Origin of the sequence: Polaribacter sp. (assembly GCF_024639685.1) — a bacterium.
In the GTDB taxonomy this organism is placed as follows: Bacteria; Bacteroidota; Bacteroidia; order Flavobacteriales; family Flavobacteriaceae; genus Polaribacter.
Genome location: NZ_JAHEHX010000019.1, coordinates 408,219 through 428,640 on the forward strand (window position 1 = coordinate 408,219; position 20,422 = coordinate 428,640).

Annotated in this window: 22 protein-coding genes; 12 read left to right on the forward strand and 10 right to left on the reverse strand. The window is 28.6% G+C overall.

Annotated elements, in window-relative coordinates; translation table 11 throughout:
- Positions 1-12 precede the first annotated feature (12 nt).
- The 4 genes from Q0L44_RS07850 (at position 13) to Q0L44_RS07865 (ending at position 3,704) form a co-directional block, all read left to right on the forward strand.
- Entirely contained in the window at positions 13-1,092 is a 1,080-nt protein-coding gene (locus Q0L44_RS07850) for an exonuclease domain-containing protein (protein ID WP_296637298.1), read from the forward strand.
- A 268-nt stretch (positions 1,093-1,360) separates the two neighbouring features.
- Positions 1,361-2,188, forward strand: coding sequence for an ion transporter (locus tag Q0L44_RS07855; protein ID WP_296637299.1), 828 nt, complete (start codon positions 1,361-1,363; stop codon positions 2,186-2,188).
- Entirely contained in the window at positions 2,185-3,108 is a 924-nt protein-coding gene (gene miaA, locus Q0L44_RS07860; protein WP_296637301.1) for a tRNA (adenosine(37)-N6)-dimethylallyltransferase MiaA, read from the forward strand. Before Q0L44_RS07855 ends, miaA begins: the two co-directional genes overlap by 4 nt.
- Before the next feature lie 77 nt (positions 3,109-3,185).
- A complete protein-coding gene (locus Q0L44_RS07865) occupies positions 3,186-3,704 on the forward strand; it encodes an OmpH family outer membrane protein (protein ID WP_296637302.1) in 519 nt (172 codons plus the stop codon).
- A gap of 48 nt (positions 3,705-3,752) precedes the next feature.
- Here Q0L44_RS07865 and Q0L44_RS07870 read toward each other — a convergent pair whose 3' ends face one another.
- From Q0L44_RS07870 to Q0L44_RS07905, 8 genes are all read right to left on the reverse strand, one after another.
- Positions 3,753-4,376, reverse strand: coding sequence for a LysE family translocator (locus tag Q0L44_RS07870; RefSeq protein WP_296637630.1), 624 nt, complete (start codon positions 4,374-4,376; stop codon positions 3,753-3,755).
- Positions 4,377-5,411: a quinone-dependent dihydroorotate dehydrogenase gene (locus tag Q0L44_RS07875; protein ID WP_296637304.1), complete on the reverse strand. Its 1,035-nt coding sequence runs from the start codon at positions 5,409-5,411 to the stop codon at positions 4,377-4,379.
- Between the two features lie 43 nt (positions 5,412-5,454).
- Positions 5,455-7,881 (reverse strand): phenylalanine--tRNA ligase subunit beta, encoded by a 2,427-nt coding sequence (gene pheT / locus Q0L44_RS07880; protein ID WP_296637305.1) that lies wholly within the window; start codon positions 7,879-7,881, stop codon positions 5,455-5,457.
- A gap of 173 nt (positions 7,882-8,054) precedes the next feature.
- On the reverse strand, positions 8,055-8,630 hold the full coding sequence (locus tag Q0L44_RS07885) for a phosphatase PAP2 family protein (protein WP_296637307.1): 576 nt from the start codon (positions 8,628-8,630) through the stop codon (positions 8,055-8,057).
- 1 nt (position 8,631) lies between these two features.
- On the reverse strand, positions 8,632-9,789 hold the full coding sequence (locus Q0L44_RS07890; RefSeq protein WP_296637308.1) for a peptidylprolyl isomerase: 1,158 nt from the start codon (positions 9,787-9,789) through the stop codon (positions 8,632-8,634).
- Positions 9,790-10,497 (reverse strand): FKBP-type peptidyl-prolyl cis-trans isomerase, encoded by a 708-nt coding sequence (locus Q0L44_RS07895; RefSeq protein ID WP_296637310.1) that lies wholly within the window; start codon positions 10,495-10,497, stop codon positions 9,790-9,792.
- Positions 10,497-11,036 (reverse strand): gliding motility-associated peptidyl-prolyl isomerase GldI, encoded by a 540-nt coding sequence (gene gldI, locus Q0L44_RS07900; RefSeq protein WP_296637312.1) that lies wholly within the window; start codon positions 11,034-11,036, stop codon positions 10,497-10,499. The genes Q0L44_RS07895 and gldI overlap by 1 nt, the downstream gene beginning before the upstream one ends.
- Entirely contained in the window at positions 11,026-12,054 is a 1,029-nt protein-coding gene (locus Q0L44_RS07905) for a bifunctional oligoribonuclease/PAP phosphatase NrnA (protein ID WP_296637314.1), read from the reverse strand. Before Q0L44_RS07905 ends, gldI begins: the two co-directional genes overlap by 11 nt.
- A gap of 87 nt (positions 12,055-12,141) precedes the next feature.
- Here Q0L44_RS07905 and Q0L44_RS07910 point away from each other — a divergent pair, with 87 nt between their 5' ends.
- The gene (locus Q0L44_RS07910; RefSeq protein ID WP_296637316.1) at positions 12,142-13,170 is read left to right on the forward strand and encodes an alkaline phosphatase D family protein; all 1,029 of its coding nucleotides are present in this window, start codon (positions 12,142-12,144) and stop codon (positions 13,168-13,170) included.
- A 51-nt stretch (positions 13,171-13,221) separates the two neighbouring features.
- Complete coding sequence (locus Q0L44_RS07915) at positions 13,222-13,641, forward strand: nucleoside-diphosphate kinase (protein ID WP_296637319.1); 420 nt, start codon at positions 13,222-13,224, stop codon at positions 13,639-13,641.
- 52 nt (positions 13,642-13,693) lie between these two features.
- Here Q0L44_RS07915 and Q0L44_RS07920 read toward each other — a convergent pair whose 3' ends face one another.
- On the reverse strand, positions 13,694-13,990 hold the full coding sequence (locus Q0L44_RS07920; RefSeq protein ID WP_296637320.1) for a DUF721 domain-containing protein: 297 nt from the start codon (positions 13,988-13,990) through the stop codon (positions 13,694-13,696).
- A 10-nt stretch (positions 13,991-14,000) separates the two neighbouring features.
- On the reverse strand, positions 14,001-15,080 hold the full coding sequence (recF, locus tag Q0L44_RS07925; protein ID WP_296637322.1) for a DNA replication and repair protein RecF: 1,080 nt from the start codon (positions 15,078-15,080) through the stop codon (positions 14,001-14,003).
- A gap of 114 nt (positions 15,081-15,194) precedes the next feature.
- Here recF and Q0L44_RS07930 point away from each other — a divergent pair, with 114 nt between their 5' ends.
- The 6 genes from Q0L44_RS07930 (at position 15,195) to Q0L44_RS07955 (ending at position 20,416) form a co-directional block, all read left to right on the forward strand.
- On the forward strand, positions 15,195-15,962 hold the full coding sequence (locus tag Q0L44_RS07930) for a hypothetical protein (protein ID WP_296637324.1): 768 nt from the start codon (positions 15,195-15,197) through the stop codon (positions 15,960-15,962).
- A gap of 61 nt (positions 15,963-16,023) precedes the next feature.
- Complete coding sequence (ribH, locus tag Q0L44_RS07935; protein ID WP_296637325.1) at positions 16,024-16,530, forward strand: 6,7-dimethyl-8-ribityllumazine synthase; 507 nt, start codon at positions 16,024-16,026, stop codon at positions 16,528-16,530.
- A 209-nt stretch (positions 16,531-16,739) separates the two neighbouring features.
- Positions 16,740-17,009, forward strand: coding sequence for a riboflavin synthase subunit beta (locus Q0L44_RS07940; RefSeq protein WP_296637327.1), 270 nt, complete (start codon positions 16,740-16,742; stop codon positions 17,007-17,009).
- A gap of 2 nt (positions 17,010-17,011) precedes the next feature.
- Positions 17,012-18,826, forward strand: a complete 1,815-nt coding sequence (mutL, locus tag Q0L44_RS07945) for a DNA mismatch repair endonuclease MutL (protein WP_296637328.1) — start codon at positions 17,012-17,014, stop codon at positions 18,824-18,826.
- 2 nt (positions 18,827-18,828) lie between these two features.
- Complete coding sequence (locus tag Q0L44_RS07950; RefSeq protein ID WP_296637330.1) at positions 18,829-19,563, forward strand: rhomboid family intramembrane serine protease; 735 nt, start codon at positions 18,829-18,831, stop codon at positions 19,561-19,563.
- Position 19,564: 1 nt separating this feature from the next.
- Positions 19,565-20,416 carry a rhomboid family intramembrane serine protease gene (locus Q0L44_RS07955; protein ID WP_296637332.1) on the forward strand — a complete coding sequence of 284 codons (852 nt, stop codon included), beginning with the start codon at positions 19,565-19,567 and terminating at the stop codon, positions 20,414-20,416.
- The last annotated feature ends 6 nt before the right edge of the window (positions 20,417-20,422 follow it).

A 20,422-nucleotide genomic window follows, 5' to 3' on the forward strand; every position in this document is an offset into this window, starting at 1 on the left:
AAAAAATAGAAATTGTACGCAATATTAGATATTGAAACTACTGGAGGTAAATTTAATGAAGAAGGAATAACTGAAATTGCGATCTACAAGTTCGACGGTCAAAAGATTGTAGACCAATTCATTTCTCTTGTTAATCCTGAAAAACCAATTCAAGAATTTGTTGTAAAACTTACAGGCATTAATAACAAAATGCTAAGAAATGCACCTAAATTTTTTGAAGTTGCTAAGCGTATTGTAGAAATAACTAAAAATTGTATAATAGTTGCGCACAATTCTAGTTTTGATTATCGTATTTTAAGAACAGAGTATAATAGACTTGGTTTTGATTTTGAAAGAAATACGTTATGTACGGTAGAATTAAGTCAAGCTCTAATTCTAGATCAACCCTCGTATAGTTTAGGAAAACTTACTAAATCTTTAGGAATACCAATTTCAGATAGACATAGAGCTACTGGAGATGCTTTAGCTACCGTAAAGCTGTTTAAACTACTACTAGCTAAAGATGATAAAAAAACAATCATACAAAGTGCTATAAAATACTTTGATAAACGCTTAGAAAAAGAGAAACTAAAAAATTTAATTGAAGAAATACCATCTGTACTAGGTGTTTTTTATGTTCATGATACTAACGGAAAAGTTATCTATATTGGTAAGGGGAAAAATATTAAATCTGAAATAAATAATCTTTTTGTAAAAACATCTAGAAGATCTGTAAAAATACAAGAAAGAGCAACATCTGTATCATTTGAAAAAACAGGCAATGAGTTATTTACACGATTAAAATATTATCTTGAGTTAGAAAACTTAACCCCTAAATTCAATTTTAAAAAGAAATTTAACCTTAATGAATCCGCATTTAATAATGATCATTTTTTACTTTTTGACAAAGGAAGAGAGATTGAAGAACATGCAGTAATCCTTGTTGAAAACAACGAAATGTGTAGTTATGGTTACACAAATTTAGCGTATCAAGAAAACAATATTGATATTCTAAAAAACGTTCTTACTAAAATAGAACACAAAGAGATTGCAAAAACAATTACAAAAAATTACTTAAAAAAAAATAACGTAAAAAAGATTATTAGATTATGATATTTAATAAATGATTTTTTCTTTATTGTTAAGAAAATTAATTCTAAAAAAGGGATCAATTTTGTTTTTATATTTTTTCATTTTGAATAATTTATTTTTTATTACTTGGTGCTCATTATTACTTATGAGTTTTATTAAGATTCGGTTTTTAAAAACATGTCTTTTTTTAAAATTAATTTAAATTCCTTGTAATTACTTAGAATATAGAGGTAAAAAATAAAAAAACTAAGTATATATTTGTAGTATTGTATTACAACAGAATGCTCTAGTGAATAAACAAAACCAAAGAAATAACTGGAAATTTAAACTTCATGAAATTATTTATGAGGCAGACACAACTAAAGGAAAAATATTTGATGTCATTTTATTAATTGCTATAATTACGAGTATAATTCTAGTTATGTTAGAAAGTGTGGATAGTTTTGATAAAAAATACCATGCTATCCTTTATTTTGGAGAATGGACTATTACAATTCTTTTTAGTCTAGAGTACATACTAAGAATTATAGCAATAAAAAAACCAAAAAAATATATTTTTAGTTTTTTTGGTATAATAGATTTTTTATCTACAATTCCATTTTATATATCTTTATTTTTTGCTGGATCTCAAGGTCTAATTGCTTTAAGAGCTTTGCGTTTGCTAAGAGTATTTAGGATTTTAAAATTAGCAAGATACATAGGTGCGAGTAATAAGCTAATTTTAGCTCTAAAAGCTAGTAAAGCAAAAATTGCAGTATTTCTATTTTTTGTATTAATAGTGTGTATCATTCTAGGTACAGTAATGTATATGATAGAGGGGGCAGAAAATGGGTTTACAAACATTCCAAAAAGTATATATTGGGCAATTGTTACCCTAACAACAGTAGGTTTTGGAGATATTGCTCCACAAACACCTTTAGGTCAATTTATCTCTAGTATTATTATGATTTTAGGATATGCTATTATTGCAATACCAACTGGAATTGTAAGTGCTGAAATTACAAAAACATCAGATATCTTAGACACTAATACACAATCTTGCCCTAATTGCTTAAAAGAAAAGCACATAAACAATGCTCTTTATTGTCATCATTGTGGTAGTACTTTAAATTCATGATACAAACACAAAAAAATATTTTAATAAATGTAGTTGGCCCTACTGCTATCGGAAAAACTTCGCTTAGTATAAAATTAGCCAATCACTTTAATTGTGATATTATTTCATCGGACTCAAGACAGTTTTTTAAAGAAATGGCTATTGGTACAGCAGTACCAGAATCTAATGAGTTGGCTGCAGCTAAACATCATTTTATTCAAAACAAAAGTATTTTTGAGCCTTATAATGTAGGAGAATATGAACGAGATGCATTAACTAAATTAAATACACTTTTCACTAAAAATAATGTTCAAGTAATGGTTGGCGGTAGTGGTTTATACGTAGATGCTGTTTTAAAAGGGTTGGACTATTTCCCTGAAGTTAATACCTCAATAAGAGAAAAATTAACTGACAATTTAGCCAAAGAGGGTATTGAATATTTACAACAAAAGCTAAAAGAATTAGATATAGAGACCTATAATAATATTGAGTTAGAAAACCCTCATAGAATAATGAGAGCTTTAGAAATTTGTATATGTACTAAAAAAAAATACTCCTCTTTTAAGAACAAACCAAAAGCAAAACGTAATTTTAAAGTTTTAACAGTGGGTTTAACTGCAGAAAGACAAGTTATTTACGATCGTATAAATTTAAGAGTAGATTTAATGATTAAAAATGGTTTAATTAAAGAAGCCGAAAAACTTTACGAATACAAAGATTTAAATGCACTACAAACTGTTGGTTATAGAGAGTTATTTGAATATTTTGATGGAAATTTCTCAAAGGATTTTGCAATTTCAGAAATAAAAAAAAATACAAGAAGATTTGCAAAAAGACAACTAACTTGGTTTAAAAGAGATAAAAATACTGTTTGGTTTGATTTTAAAACAAAAAAAGAAACCATCATTAATTATTTAGAACTTAATATTAAGAATAGCTAAAAAACATAATTATTTAAGTAGTATTCATTTTTGTAGAACATTCAGTTTAATATCTTTGCTAAAACTAAACATTTATTATGAAATTAAAACTTACAATTATCCTTATTACTTTAATTAGTAGTATTTCTATAGCACAAACAAAAACAGGCACAATAGACAGTGATTATATTATTAATCTTATGCCAGAAGCAAAAGTGGTTATAAAAAGATCTCAGTCTTATGGGACTAGATTAGATTCTTTATTCTATATTAAAATGAAAGATTACCAAACTAGAGTTGCCGACTTTAGAGATAAAGAACCAGAGATGGGAGAATTAATGAAAAAAACATTAATAAAAGAGCTAACTGCATTAGAACAAGACATAAAAAAATACCAGGAAAATGGTAGTAAACTTATGCAACTAAAGCAAGACGAATTAATGAGACCATTATATAAAAAATTAAATACTGCTATAGATGAAATAGCTAAAGCAAACGGGTATACCTTAATATTAACTATAGGGGGTAATCAATTTGCTTATTTAGATGATAATCATGATATTACTAAAAAAGTAATGGAAAAACTAGGCGTTAAAGAACCTGCAATTAAAAAGTAATTCTTTATATATAAAATCTATAAAAGCTTCACTTTTGTGAGGCTTTTTTTATATCAAAATAAAAATAGAAATACTTACAAAAACAACAATTTGTGTCCATTTTAAGTAAAGGCCAATTTTAGCATTCTCTTTAATGTTGGTTGATATTACTCCTGCTAAAATGGCAAAAGACGAAAATATAACCAAAGAAACGAACATAAAAATAAAGCCCAAAATATAGAATTGCAGTACAGAGGATAACGTTTCCGAAAATAAAAAACCAGGAAAAAAAGCCAAAAAAAATATAGAAACTTTAGGGTTTAATACATTCATAATAAAACCTTGTTTAAACAACTGTTTTGTAGTTTTTTGCTTTATATTTTCATTAGATAATAAAATTGCTGTATCAGATCTATACACTTTATAAGCTAAATAAAGTAAATAAAAAGCGCCAAACAGCTTAATAATAAAGAAAAGTGTTTCTGACTGTTTAATTATCAGAGATACACCAAATGCAAGTAATGTTGTATGCACCAAACATCCAGAGATTAGTCCAAAAACAGTAGCTAAACCATATTTTTTACCATTTACAATACTTTGTGTTACCACAAAAATATTATCAGGACCAGGAGAAATGGCTAAGATAGATGTTGCTAAAGCAAAAGAAAGTAACGTTTCTATACTAAAAGGAATTTAAAGTGATTTTAAAATAGCCTTATTAATTTTTTTAATTAAACTTGGACCTTCATAAATAAAACCTGTATAAATCTGTACTAAATCTGCACCAGCTTCAATTTTTTCTAAAGCATCTTCTGCAGAATGTATACCTCCTACTCCAATAATTGGAAATGCTTTATTTGATTTTTCTGATAAATAACGAATAACTTTAGTGCTCTGATTTTTAATTGGCTGTCCACTAACTCCTCCATTACCAATTTCTTTTAATCTTTCTTCAGAAGCCTTTAAATTGGCTCTAGTAGTAGATGTATTTGAAGCAATTACACCATCAATTTTAGTTTCAGCAACCAACTCTATAATTTCATCTAATTGAATATCATTTAAATCTGGTGCAATTTTTAATAAAATTGGCTTTTCTACATCTTTAGAATTATTCAATTTTTGACATGTAGTAATTAATTCTAATAAGTAATCCTTATCATTTAATTTTGCATGACTTCCAACATTAGGACAACTTACATTTAAAACAAAATAGTCTACATAAGGATGTAAACCTTTAAAACATTCAATATAATCTGCCGTGTAGTTTTCAGGTGAAGTTTGCGTATTCTTCCCAATATTTCCACCTATAATTAACTTTCCTTTATTTCCTTTCAGTTTTTCAATAGCAGCCACTAATCCTTCATTATTGAAACCCATTCTATTAATGATACCTTTATCATCTTTTAAGCGAAACAACCTTTTCTTAGGATTACCTACTTGAGCTTTAGGAGTTACTGTACCAATTTCTATAAAACCAAAACCAAAATTGGCCAATTCATTATAGAGCACTGCATTTTTATCAAAACCAGCAGCTAAACCTACAGGATTTTTAAAAGTTAATCCAAATAAATTTTTCTCTAGTTTTTTATCATTTACTTGATATAAACTTCTAAAAACACCAATGATACCTGGTATTTTAGATAAAGTACGTATTAAAGAAAAAGTGAAATAATGTATTTTTTCTGGATCAAAAAGAAAAAACATGGGTCTTATTATGGCTTTGTACATAGTTTACAAATATAAAAAAAGCTCCATAAATGGAGCTTTTAGATTATCTTAATACAGCTTCTAAATTTTTTTCAAAGCTTGCTTGTAATTTTTGCATAATTTTATCTATCTGTTTGTCTTCTAAAGTTTTGTTTTCATCTTGTAACACAAAACTAACTGCGTATGATTTTTTACCTTCAGGTAACTTATCACCTTCATAAACATCAAATAAATCTACTTCTTTTAAAAGTTTTCTTTCTGATTGAAAGGCTAAATTATAAACTTCTTTAAACTCAGTTTTATTATTTAATAATAATGCTAAATCTCTTTTTACTGAAGGAAATTTAGACAGTTCAGATACCTTAATTGATTTTTTACTAGCTAATTGTAAAATATTTTCCCAATTTAAATCTGCAAATAAAACCTCTTGCTTAATACCAAACTCTTTTAAAATACTTCTTTTTACTACTCCAAAATCTGCTAATTTGATTTTGCCTAAACTAAAAGATAATCCTTCAGAAAATACATCATTTTTAGATGGTGTACTTATTAGTTTATTAATACCTAATCTTTCTAATACAAAAGTTAGCACTCCTTTTAAATAAAAGAAACCAGATTGAGCAACATTTGTATTCCATGAATCTTTAGTTCTGTTTCCAGTAACAAAGAGTGTTAAGTGTTTGTCTTCATGATATTTATCTGAATATTTATGGTATGTTTTACCAAACTCATAAAATTTCAATGCGTTATTTTTTCTATTTAAATTATATGAAACAGACTCTAAACCACTAAATAATAAAGACTGACGTAGCACACCTAGATCATTACTTAAAGGGTTTAACATTGCCACATTAGCTTCTTCGTTAATATTTTCAGACAACTTAGTATAATCTGGTTTTGTAAGCGAATTTGCCATAGTTTCATTAAAACCTAAAGCACTTAATTGCTCTGCTACAACATTTTCTATTTTAGTTTCTTTATTAGAATCAAATGAAATTGAAGTATTTAATTTATGAGAAAATTCGATATTATTATAACCGTAAACTCTTAAAATTTCTTCAATAATGTCAGCTTCTCTTTGTACATCTGTTCTGTAAGAAGGTATAGTTAAACCAAGCCCTCCCTCTGTTTCACTATTAATTTTTATTTCTAAAGAAGCTAAAATGTTTTTAATAGTTTCTTTTGGAATTTCTTGCCCTATTAATCGATATACATTTTCATAAGAAAGAAATACTTGAAAATCTTCTAATTTTATTGGATAAAAATCTGATATATCTGAAGCCATTTTACCTCCAGCATATTCTTCAATTAACAAAGCAGCTCTCTTTAAAGCATATTTGGTTAAATTAATATCAATTCCTCTTTCAAAACGAAAAGAAGCATCCGTGTTTAACGCGTGCCTTTTTGCTGTTTTTCTAACAGAAACTGGATTAAAATAAGCAGATTCTAGGAAAATTGAATTTGTACTTTTAGAGACACCTGACTCTAATCCTCCAAAAACACCAGCGATACATAAAGGGTTTTCTTCTGCATCACAAATCATGATGTCTTCTGATGACAGTGTTCTTTCAACTTCGTCTAGTGTAGTAAACTTTGTCCCCTCTTTTAATGTTTTTGCAACTATTTTATTTCCTTTAATACGTTGCGCATCAAAAGCATGTAATGGTTGTCCGAGTTCATGTAAAACATAATTAGTAATATCTATAATATTATTCTTTGGTGTTAAGCCAATAGCTTTTAATCTATTCTTTATCCATTCTGGAGAATCTTGTACAGTGATATCTGTAATAGAAATACCACAATAACGAGGCACTAAGTCTTTATTTTCAACTTCTACATCAAAACGTAGCGTTCTTTCATCTACATGGAAATTACTAACAGATGGAGAAATTAATTCTAAATTTTTTTCTTGTTGTATGAGACCAGCTCTTAAATCACGAGCAACTCCAAAATGACTCATTGCGTCAGATCTATTTGGTGTTAATCCAATTTCGAATACATGATCTTTTTCAATATTAAAAACATCAGCACCTAAAGTTCCTTCTTTAATAGTATCATCTAAAACTAAAATTCCATCATGGCCACTCCCCAAACCAAGCTCATCTTCAGCACAAATCATTCCATGACTCTCTTCTCCTCTAATTTTACCTTTTTTAATTTTAAAACTTTCTCCTTTATCATCATATAGTAGAGTTCCAATTGTTGCTACAGGTACCTTTTGTCCGGCTGAAACATTTGGTGCTCCACATACAATTTGTACAGGATTTCCATCTCCTAAGTCTACAGTCGTAACTTTTAGTCTATCTGCATTTGGGTGCTGTACACAAGTTAGTACTTTACCTACAACAATTCCCTCTAAACTTCCTTTTATAGATTCTTTTGTTTCTATACCTTCAACTTCTAAACCTAAATCAGTTAACAACTCACCTGTTTTGGCTGCATCCCAATCTATTTGAAGAAATTGCTGTAACCAATTGTAAGAAATTTTCATTTTTTTATCTTGATTTTTTCAACCGCTAAATTAAACTTTTTTCAGGATTTTATTAAATAATACACGAAGTATTTTAGCTTAAATTTAACCTCATTTAGATGAAAAACAAATCATAATTTAGTGGTTAAATTACTTCTAGAAATATTGAAATGAGAATAGATATTTAGATGGATTTACTTCAAAAAACTTCCAAATATTTTTTTAAATGTAAATCCTATAACCTTATAATAAAGAGTTGCAAAGAAAAAGCCTATACTAAGTCCTGTAAGTACATCTAGTGGAAAATGAACCCCTAAATATAATCTTGAATATGAAAATACTAATGGAAATAATAATAGGAAAAAAATATAATTTTTAAAATTATTTTTTAATACGAGTAAAATATAAATTGTAAAAAAAGTAGAAGTAGTTGCATGACCAGACATAAAACTAAATCCTTTAGGACTATAAATTGTTCTTAAAAGATGGTTTATAGTGGGGTCATTATTTGGCCTTAATCTTTGAGTTGTATTCTTGATTAAATTTGTAAATTGATCAGAAAAGGCAACTAAAACAATCATTGATAAAATTAGAAAACCACCACGTTTCCACCCATACGTTTTTATCACTAAAAAAATAACTAATAAAAACAATGGAATCCAATTGAATTGATTTGTAATAGCCATCCAAAAAGGATCCCATTGTTTACTTCCTAAATTATTTAGATAGATTAAAATTTCTTGGTCTATATGTAGTATTGATTCAAACAATTTATACGCCTATTTTTAATATTTCAACCTCAAAAACTAAATCAGATTTTGCTGGAAATGGCCCATATTTAGCTGCACCAAAACCAATGTAATAAGGAATAAAAAGTCTAACTTTCTCTCCTTCTCTTAAATTTTTAACTCCTTCTTTAAAACCTGTAATCATAGGCTTCTTAGTATCATTTAGTTGAAAAATAAAAGGTTGCCCACTCTCTTCCGTACTTTGAATTTTTTTACCATCTGCAGTGTAGAGTGTAAAGTGAGCTTTTATTGGTTTAAAGTCTACAACTTTTTTTCCAGAGGAGTTTTGTTTTAGTTTTAATATTTGTAAACCCGATTCAGTTTTGGTTGCTTTTTGCACCCCCATTTTTTCATGAAAAATAGATTTATTGGTTAAATAAGTAGAATACCTAGCTATTTCCAAATCTTTTTCTTCTTGAAGACGATCTTTCTCAGTCTTTGTAAATTTTGCTAGTTCTGAATCAAAAATAGCTCCTTCATCAAATGAATTGGCTTTTTCACCAATTCTAATTATTTTAATGTGATGTATTGTATCTAATTTTTGAATTTTATTTACAACTAACATTCTAAGAGAATCTTTTGCTTTTTTAAAAAGTAAAGAATCTTTAATGTTCTTCTTTAAAAGTTTAAACTGTTTAGCATTCAGAATTGTTTTACCAAAAACAGTATGTTTTCCATCTAAATGAGGAATAGCCCTATGAGTAATAAAAAACTGACTTCCATTAGAGTTTGGTCCTCCATTTGCCATGGATAACATTCCTGCATCATCGTGTTTGTATAATAAGTCTCCTTCTTTATTCTTAGTAAACTCATCTCCAAATCGATATCCGGCAGCACCTCTCCCTGTTTCTGTTGGATCTCCTCCTTGTATGATAAAATTATCTACAACTCTATGAAAGCGAATACCATCATAAAACTTATTTCCAATAATAGAATCTGTAACCCTATTGTTCGTTCCTTCTGATAGAGCAACAAAGTTAGCAACAGTCATTGGTACATCTTCCTCATAAAGTTTTAAAAAGATATCTCCTTTATTTGTTTGTACTTCTGCATAAAGACCGTCTTGTAAATCTTTATATTTTGCAGAAGTACAATTGTAAAATAAAAAGGATATTAATATAAAATAAACTATAAATCTCATTTATTCTTCTAATAACTCCAAAATTTCTACTTCAAAAATTAATGCTGAATAAGGCTTAATTAATTCTCCTCTTTGTTGAACACCATATGCTAATTCTTGAGGTATAAAAAACTTATATTTATCACCAACATGCATCATAGCTAAGCCTTCATTAAAACCAGGTATAAAAATATTAGCTCTAGATTCATATGGTTCATTTCTATCTACACTACTATCAAAAACTTCTCCATCTATTGTGGTTCCGTGATAGTGTAACTTTATTTTGCTATCTGGTTTTATAGCTGCTCCATTTCCTTCTTTTAAAATAGTAAACTGTAAACCACTTTCTGTTGTAGTTACTCCTTCTTTTGTTTTATTTTCTGCTAAAAACTTTTCTCCTGCTTCTTTTACAGCTGCAAACTTCTTTTTAGCGTCTTTCTCGGCTTGTTGCATTTGTTGCTTTTGGAAAAAAGTTCTTAAAAAACCTGCAATATCATCTTCTTTCATTAACATATTAGTAGAATCGATTACGTTTTTGTACCCCTGAATAAAGGCTGACGTTTTTGCATCAGTAAAATTTGATTTAACTTTTAATGCCATATCCATTCCTAACGCATAACTAGCAGAATCTAATTCTGTTTCTAGAGAAGTCACGCTAACGTTTTCATTATTACAAGATACTATTGCTAAGAAACTTGTGGCCATTGCTAAATTTTTAATTGTTTTCATTACTTTTTGTTTAATTTAATTAATGTTACTGTACTTTTAATGGATTGATTAGGTTTAATTTTATTTTGATCTCCTGATATACCATAGGCATTATATGGAGGTATTATAAAGGTTACGGTTTCACCCTCTTTCATGAGCTTTATTCCCTTTTGCAAACCAGTAATAAAATTTTCTTTATCAACGAGATAACTCTTAATACCTAAATCCTTTTTACTATAAATAATAGAGTCATTTAAATTTTTAATTGAATACGATATAATTACTTCATCAGCTATTTTTGGAAAAGGCAATTCACTATTAATTTTATGATTGTATGTATACCAAAAACCTTCTGTAGATTGAATATAGGTGTTTAATGAATCATTTTTCACAAGAGCTACAATCTTTTCATCATTTTTCTTATTGATTAATTTACTCTTTTTTAAAGCATCTGCATAAACAGTAGTTGATGGCTTTGGTTGTATAGGTCTTCTTACTTTTCTTTTTGAGCAAGAAATCGTTATTAAAAATAAAAAAATTAACAATAAGTTATATTTCATAAGAAACTTCAAGCTCTGTTTTATAGTCTTTTAATAATGAACAAAAATTATCTACAGTTTCTTGCATAGTAGATTCAGATCTACCTCCTGCAGCATTATCATGTCCACCTCCATTATAATGATTTCTTGAAAATTTATTTACAGAGAAGGTACCTTTAGATCTAAACGATATCTTTACGATACTTTGTTCTTTATCTTCAATAAAAATTGCTGCAAAAATAATTCCTTTTAAGGACAATGCATAATTTACAACACCTTCTGTATCGCCTTTTTGAAAATCAAAACGTTTTTTTTCTTCATCAGTCAAGGTGATAAAAGCAGTTTTATACTCTGGCAAAATCTGTAAATTGCTTAAAGCTTGCCCTAACAATAGAAGTCTATTATATGAATTAGAATCATAAACATTGTTATGTATTCTATCATTTTGAGCTCCTTTATCTATTAAATCTGCAATAATTCTGTGTGTTTTACTTGTAGTAGAACGAAATCTAAAAGAACCTGTATCTGTCATGATACCTGTATATAAGCAAGTAGCAATATCTTTATCAATAAGTGATAAATCATTATTCATTTCTATATATTGGTAAATCATTTGTGAGGTAGAGCAAACGTTAACATCAGAATACATAAACTTAACATCATCTGGCTGTTGATGGTGATCTATCATAACAAAATCATTCTGATATTTCTCTAAGGTATTTTGCATATCAGAGCCTACTCTGTGCAGTGTGTTAAAATCTAAAAGAAATATAATTTCTGATTTCTGTATGGCCTTTTGTGATTGGCTATTTTGCCAATCAAAACGAAAAGTATTTTCAGATCCAGGCAACCATTGAAGAAAGTCTGGGTAGTCATTTGGCATTACAACAGTAGCATGATGTCCTTTTTTAGTTAGGTAATGTTTTAGTGCTAATGAAGCGCCAATAGCATCTCCATCAGGATTTCTGTGCCCTACAATAACTACGTTTTTAGGAGTTTCTAAAAAAGCGCTTAAATCATTAAATCCTTTTAAAATCATAGGCAACGAAGATACAATTTAATAATATTGATTGAAGCTTTTTTTTAAGTACATTTGAAAAAAAAACTACTTATTTAACTATAATTTATGAGAAATTATTTACTTGTTGGAATTATAACCTTAAATTTTTTCCATTGCGCTACTAAAATAGAAAAACAAAACACAAAAAAAACTATTGAAAGTGATTATACTATTGCATTTGGTTCTTGCAATAAACAAAATAAAAAAAATATACTTTGGAAAGAAATTAGTAAAAACAACCCTGATTTATGGGTGTGGGGTGGAGATATTATTTATTCAGACACAGAAGACATGAATAAGATGAAAGAAGACTATGACACTCAAATTAATCAAGAAGGTTATAAAGTGTTAAGAAAAAACACACCTATTTTAGCAACCTGGGATGATCATGATTATGGAGTTAATGATGGTGGAACTGAATTCCCTAAAAAAAAACAAGCACAAGAGTTATTTTTAAATTTTTTAGGAGTTGCTAAAGATAGTCCAAGAAGAAATAAAGAAGGCATATACCATTCAGAACTTATAAAAACCCAAAAAGGAGATATTAAAATTATACTATTAGATACGCGTTATTTTAGGACACCTCTTAAAAAGGCAGAAGGTAAAAAAAGGTATGTACCAAATGCATACGGAGAGGGGACACTTTTAGGACAAAAACAGTGGACGTGGTTAAAAAATGAGTTGAAAAACTCTTCAGCAGAATTTAACATTATTGTTAGCAGCATTCAAGTGCTTTCTTCAGAACATGGTTTTGAAACTTGGGGAAACTTCCCTCATGAAGTAGATCAATTAAAAAATACAATTCTCAACTCTAAAGCAAAAGGAGTACTTTTACTTTCTGGTGATAGACATATTTCTGAATTCTCACAAACTACAGTAAATGATTTACCGTATTTTTTAACGGATTTTACTTCAAGTGGACTTACACATTCTTACTCAAAATTCAGCGGAGAACCTAATCAGTACAGAAAACAAGAGGTAGTGCATGAAATTAGTTTTGGGGTTTTATATTTTAATTTTAATGAGAAAAACATTACCCTAGAGATGAGAGGAAAAAACAATAAACTTCAGCAAAAAATGAAACAAACATATTAACTTGTGAATACCAATAAAAGCCGTACTTTTGCAAAAATTTTATAAAATAAAATGGCAACAAACAGAACATTTACAATGCTTAAGCCTGATGCTGTAGAAAACGGACATACAGGAGCTATCTTAGAAAAAATTAATGCAGCAGGTTTCAGAATCGTAGCGTTAAAGAAAACTCAAATGACTAAAGCAGACGCAGAATCATTTTATGCAGTGCATAATGAGCGTCCTTTTTTTGGAGAACTAGTAGAATTCATGACACGTGGACCAATAATTGCAGCAGTGTTAGAGAAAGATAATGCAGTTAATGACTTTAGAACTTTAATTGGGGCTACAAACCCAGCTGATGCAGCAGAAGGAACAATTAGAAAATTGTATGCAACTTCTATGGGCGAAAATGCAGTACATGGTTCTGACTCTGATGAAAATGCAACAATTGAAAGTAATTTTCATTTTTCTGGTAGAGAAATGTTTTAAATTACTTTATAAAAATGTATTTGAAGGCCTGTATTTTAATGCAGGTCTTTTTTTATACCAACATCAATTTAGAAATTAATTCATTCCCTAATTCTTCATTCATCATTTTAATAATTTTTTCTTTGCCATAACTCAACTCCTCACGTAATACAGATGAAGTTAATTGCACTATTAACGTTCTATTTTGTAATTTAACAGAAGAAGTATGATTAGAAATTCCAGGCCCCATCATCTTTGCCCAAGTTTCAGCTACTTTAATTTTTTGCATTCCTTTACTTAAGTTGTTTTCTTTAATAAATAATTGCATTAAATCTTCTATTGAAAAAGAATCATTTTCTCTTTTAGCCATTCTCTAAATTTTAAAGTTTAAATAACTGATACTTTTTATCACCTTGCTTTAAAATTCGTTCAGTACGCTCTGCATGAGTATCAGTAATAAAAATTTGTCCAAATTTGTCATTATTTACTAGATCAATAATATGGGCTACTCTACTTTCATCCAATTTATCAAAAATATCATCTAGCAATAAAATTGGTGTTATTCCCGCTTGTTGTTTTATAAATTCAAATTGAGCAAACTTTAGCGCTATTAAAAAAGATTTTTGTTGTCCTTGAGAACCAAATTTTTTTATTGGGTATTCACTAATTTCAAAATTTAAATCATCCTTATGGATTCCGGCTGTACTATACTGTAATAAACGATCTTTTTCTAATGATTTTACCAAAAGATCTTTCATTGTAAAGTCATGTAATTGACTTTTATAATTTAAATAAACAACCTCATTGTCACCAGATATTATTTTATATTTTTCGTTGAATATTGGAATAAATGTATTTAAAAAATCCTTTCTAACCTCATAAATTCTAGTTCCATACTCTGCAAGCTGATCATCATAAATATTTAAATTTACAGCATCAAAAGTCCTGTTAGCAGCAAAATATTTTAATAAAGAATTACGTTGCGTTACTACCTTATTGTAACTTATTAAATCTTTTAAATAATTTTTATTTTGCTGAGAAATTACTCCATCTATAAACTTTCTTCTAAAATCACTTCCCTCAGTCACTAAATCTCTATCTGCAGGCGAAATGATAACAAGTGGAAATTGCCCAATATGATCAGAAAAACGATCATACATTTTGTCATTTCTTTTTAAGATTTTTTTTTGGCCTTTTTTAAGACTACATACTAGTGTTTCATTTCTATTATTTAAAAGGTAATTTCCCTCAATCATAAAAAAAGGCTCATGATGCTTTATGTTTTGTATTGCTACTGCATTAAAATAACTTTTTGTAAACGACAAGTAATAAATAGCATCAAGTACATTTGTTTTGCCAACACCATTGTTTCCTACAAAGCAGTTTATTTTCTCTTGAAAATCAAAAGATTGAGAACTTATGTTCTTAAAATTCACCAATGAGAGCTGCTGTAAATACATAACAAATTTTTTAAATTAAAAAACGTCTGCAAATTATTGAAATTTTTGGGAATTAACCGCTTTTAAAATCCAATTAAAAAAACTATTTTTGTCGCCACTAATTTTTAAGTAAATATGGCAACATACAAGAAGAAATATAAACCAGAAGGTAAAAAAGCAGAACAGCAAGTAGAAGAAATGGACAGTACAACTGCAGAAGTATTTAATACTTTAGACGAAACTGCTTCTAAATCTGAACAATGGATTGAAAAGAATAGTAAAGTTTTATTTGGTAGTCTAATAGCTATAGTCGTATTTTTTCTAGTATTTTTAGGGTACAATAAATATGTTGTTACACCAAACGAACTAGAAGCTTCTAATGAATTGGCTTTTCCAAGAAAATATTTTGATGAGGCTGCAACAGCTGGATCTGGTATAGATTCTTTATTAAATTTAGGGTTAGAAGGAGCCGATGGTAATTATGGTTTTTTAGATATAGCTGAGGCCTATAATGGAACAAGCGCAGGAAATTTAGCAAATTACTATGCAGGCATATCATATTTACAAATGAAAGAATATGATAAAGGAATAGAATTTTTAGGAAAATTTAATTCTGATAATGCTATTTTAAATGCTGTTGCTTTGGGCGCAATTGGTGATGCCTTCTCTGACATAGATCAACAAAATGATGCATTAGACTATTATGAAAAAGCTGCAAATGTAGAAAGTAACGATTTTACAACTCCTCTTTTTTTGTTTAAAGGAGGGCAAACTGCATTGTTGTTAAATGAATTCGACAAAGCTGTAGCAATGTTTTCTATAATTAAAGAAAAATACTCTAAATCTGAACAAGGCAGAGATATAGATAAATTCATTAATGCAGCAAAATATGCAAAAGATTAGTTGTTAGATTGTAATTGTAGGTCAAAAAATATAAATGTACTATCTATAAAAAGAACTTAAAATGGCTACAACTAACTTATCTTATTACGATAAAACAGTAATCCCAAATGCGAAATCTCTTCGATTTGGGATTGTTGTTTCAGAATGGAATCCTGAAATTACACAGAATTTAAAAAAAGGGGCGATAGATACTCTCCTAGACTGTGGCACAACAACTAATAATATTATTAGCTGGGATGTTCCTGGTAGTTTTGAATTAGTATATGGTTGTAAGAAAATGATTCAAAGTGAAAAACTAGACGCCATTATAGCTATTGGAAATGTTATACAGGGGGAAACCAAACATTTCGACTTTGTTTGCGAAGGTGTTACTCAGGGAATTATTGATTTAAACGTAAAATATGATGTACCTGTCATATTTTGTGTATTAACAGACAACACAAAACAACAATCTTTAGACAGATCTGGAGGTAAATTAGGTAATAAAGGAATTGAATGTGCTGTAGCTGCTATAAAAATGGCAGCGCTTAAAAACATTGATAGGGCATCTGAGCATATTGGCTTTTAGTTATTACACTTTAAAAAATAGAAACTATTTATTTATAAAATTTCTTTCACTACTTTTTAAGGTTTTAAGCACACTAAAATTAATCTTTATTTTTTTTAAGAATACTTTTAACTTCTTTATTTGATGCATTCCTTTAATTTCTTTAAATTTGATTTGGTTAAAAAGTAATTACTCAACCTTTCTTTAAAGTACTATCTTTACTTGATATTATGGGATTTTTTAAAAAAACAAATAAGAAATTTGATTATCAACCTCGTTATTATAAAGGTGAAGGAAGCCCTTATAAAATTGAGCATAAACTTGATAAATTTAGGACTACTACAGGTAAGAGTAAAGGATTGAAATCTAAGTTTTCTGATGCTGTAAACGACCTAAAGACCTCAGATAAAGTTACCAACAAAACAATTATTTATATAATACTGATACTACTATTTGTTTTTTTGTATGTTATCGATTTTGATTTATCAATTTTTTTATAATAATGTCAGATATAATTCAGCTTTTGCCCGATCACGTAGCCAATCAAATTGCAGCTGGAGAAGTTGTACAGAGACCCGCTTCTGTTGTTAAAGAATTATTGGAAAATGCTATTGATGCAGGCGCAACCAATATAAAACTGTTACTAAAAGATGCAGGTAAAACTTTAATTCAGGTTATTGACGATGGAAAAGGCATGAGTACTACAGATGCCAGAATGTGTTTTGAAAGACATGCAACTTCAAAAATTGAAAAAGCCGAAGATTTATTTAATTTAAATACAAAAGGATTTAGAGGTGAGGCACTAGCTTCTATAGCTGCGATTGCACACGTAGAACTAAAAACTAAACCAGAAGGTGAGGAACTAGGAACTTGGATTAAAATTGAGGGAAGTACTTTAATTTCTCAAGAGTTTACAGCTACAGGAAAAGGAGCTAGTATTGCAGTTAAAAATTTATTTTATAACATTCCTGCAAGAAGAAATTTCTTAAAATCAGAGACTGTAGAAACAAGACATATCATCGACGAATTTCAACGTGTTTCTTTAGCTCACCCAAACATCTCTTTTTTACTAAACCATAATAATAGTGAAGTGTATCATTTAAGAAGCACTAACTTAAGACAAAGAATTGTTGCTCTTTTTGGTGCTAAGATGAACGAGAAATTAGTTCCTATAGAAGAACAAACAGATATCTTAAATATAGAGGGATTTGTTGCAAAACCTGAATTCTCTAAACGCAAAAGAGGTGAGCAATTTTTTTTTGTGAATAACCGTTTTATAAAAAGCTCTTACTTAAATCATGCTGTTGTAAGTGCATTTGATGGTTTGTTAGAACAAGGCTCACATCCATCTTACTTTTTGTATTTAAAAGTTCCAGCAAATACCATTGACATAAATATTCATCCTACAAAAACCGAAATAAAATTCGATAATGAAAAGGCATTATATGCCATGTTAAGAGCAACTGTAAAACATAGTTTAGGACAATATAGTGTAGCTCCTGTGCTAGATTTTAATAGAGATGCTAATTTAGATACATCTTATCATCAAAATAAAAGAACTTTAAAAAGTAGTACTCCAAAAATTACAGTTGATCCAGATTTTAACCCTTTTAATGAAATAAAACAGAAAGAAGTTAATTATCCCTATCAGAAAGAACAAAAACCCAAAAATTGGAAGACTTTATATACTTCTGCAACTATTGCAGATGAGCAAAAACAAGATGAATTATTTGCAGATCAGCAAGAAGTTAAAACTCAAAAAACATTTCAAATTCAGCGTAAATACGTAATGAGCTTAATAAAATCTGGTGTTGTGTTAATACACCAGTCCTTAGCACATCAACGTATTTTGTATGAAGAGTTTTTAGAAAGTATTACAGTTAAAGAAGCTAATAGTCAACAATTATTATTCCCTGTGAAAATAAGCTTTTCATCAGCAGAAATAGAAATGATTTATACATTAAAATCTGATTTAGAAAATGCAGGATTTTCTTTTGACACATTTACAAAAGATAGTGTTACCATAAAAGGAATTCCAATTTCTGTAACTGAGAGTAAAATTACAATAATTCTAGAGGAGCTTTTAAATGACATAAATTTAGAGGTACCAGATGCTAGTTTTAGTCATTTTGACATAATGGCAAAGTCATTTGCAAAAACATTATGTATTAAAACAGGTACACAATTGACTGAAAAAGAACAAGAAAGTTTAGTAAATAATTTGTTTTCTTGTAAAGAACCTAATATTTCTCCTTTTGGAAAATCTACCTTTAAAACATTAACTTTAAATGAGATAGATCATTTATTTACACGTTAAAAATGAATAAACTTACAGATGCCATAAAACACTTAATTATTATAAACGTTATTGTTTTTATTGCTCCGCAATTATTACAATTAGACTTTACAAACGTATTAGCCTTACATTTTCCAAAAAATGAAAACTTCGGATTTTGGCAATACTTTACCCATTTATTTATGCATGGAAGTTTTGCCCATATATTATTTAATATGTATGGACTATGGGCTTTTGGAACTCCTTTAGAACAAATGTGGGGGGAAAAAAAGTTTTTGTTTTTCTACTTTTCAGCTGGGCTTGGGGCTGGTCTTATTTATAGTCTAGTAAATTACTGTCAGTTTAGTAGTCTATTTGATTTATTTACAAATGCTGGTTTAAGTAATCTAGAAATAAGTTCGATTTTAAAATCTGGTTCTACTAATGATCCAAGAGTTATTAATGCTGTAACCCAAGAAGAATTTAATAAAATAACCTCATTGTATAACACTCCTGCAGTAGGTGCTTCTGGAGCTGTATATGGTGTTTTAGTTGCTTTTGGATTGTACTTTAAAGATGCAAAATTAGCGCTATTATTCTTTCCTGTTCCAATAGCTGCAAAATATTTTATTCCAATAATGATTATAGGTGACTTGTTCTTTGGAATGACCAAATACTCAGTTGGAAATATTGCTCATTTTGCACACGTAGGAGGAGCATTAATTGGTTTTATTATAGCTTATTATTGGAAAAATAATCAGTTTAAATACACTATATAATATGACTCTTCTAGACAGGATAAAAAATCGTTTTAGGAATGGGAATATTGTAGAAAAATTAATCTATATTAATTGTTTTATTTTTTTTAGTACACTGCTTACAAGAGTATTCCAAGGTTTGTATATAAACGAATACAATTTTATTATAGAATGGTTTTCTTTAAATGGAGATACAAATTCACTACTCATAAAACCATGGTCTTTAATTAGTTACGGTTTTTTACATGCGGATTTCATTCACATTTTAATGAACTTAATTGTATTTTACTACATTGGCAACCTATTTTTAGAATATTTTACTCATAAACAATTACTTAATTTTTATTTTTTAGGAACATTTTTTGGTGGTATTCTATTTGTATTCAGTCAAAATTATTTTCCTTTATTTAATGGAAAAACAGCTACCCTTGTTGGTGCATCAGCTGGAATATCTGCCATTTTTATTGGTATTGCTACCTACATTCCAAACTATCAGATAAAATTACGTTTTATTGGATTTGTAAAACTTTCTTACCTGGCTGCTATATGGATTGGTTTAGACCTATTAGGATTAATTGGCAATAATTCAGGAGGTCATTTTGCACATCTAGGTGGCGCATTATTTGGTTTTTTATTTAATAGTAAACCAAAAACTAAAAAAAGTAATCTTTCGAAATATTTTAGAAATATATTAAAAAGAGATAAAAAACCACTAAAAACAGTCTATAACTCAAATAAGAAGAGAAAAACTACTTCAAATACAGACTTAACACAAAAACAAATAGATGTAATTTTAGATAAAATAAGTAAATCTGGTTACGACACACTAACAAAATCAGAAAAAGAGTTTTTATTTAAACAAGGAAAAAATTAAAAGCAG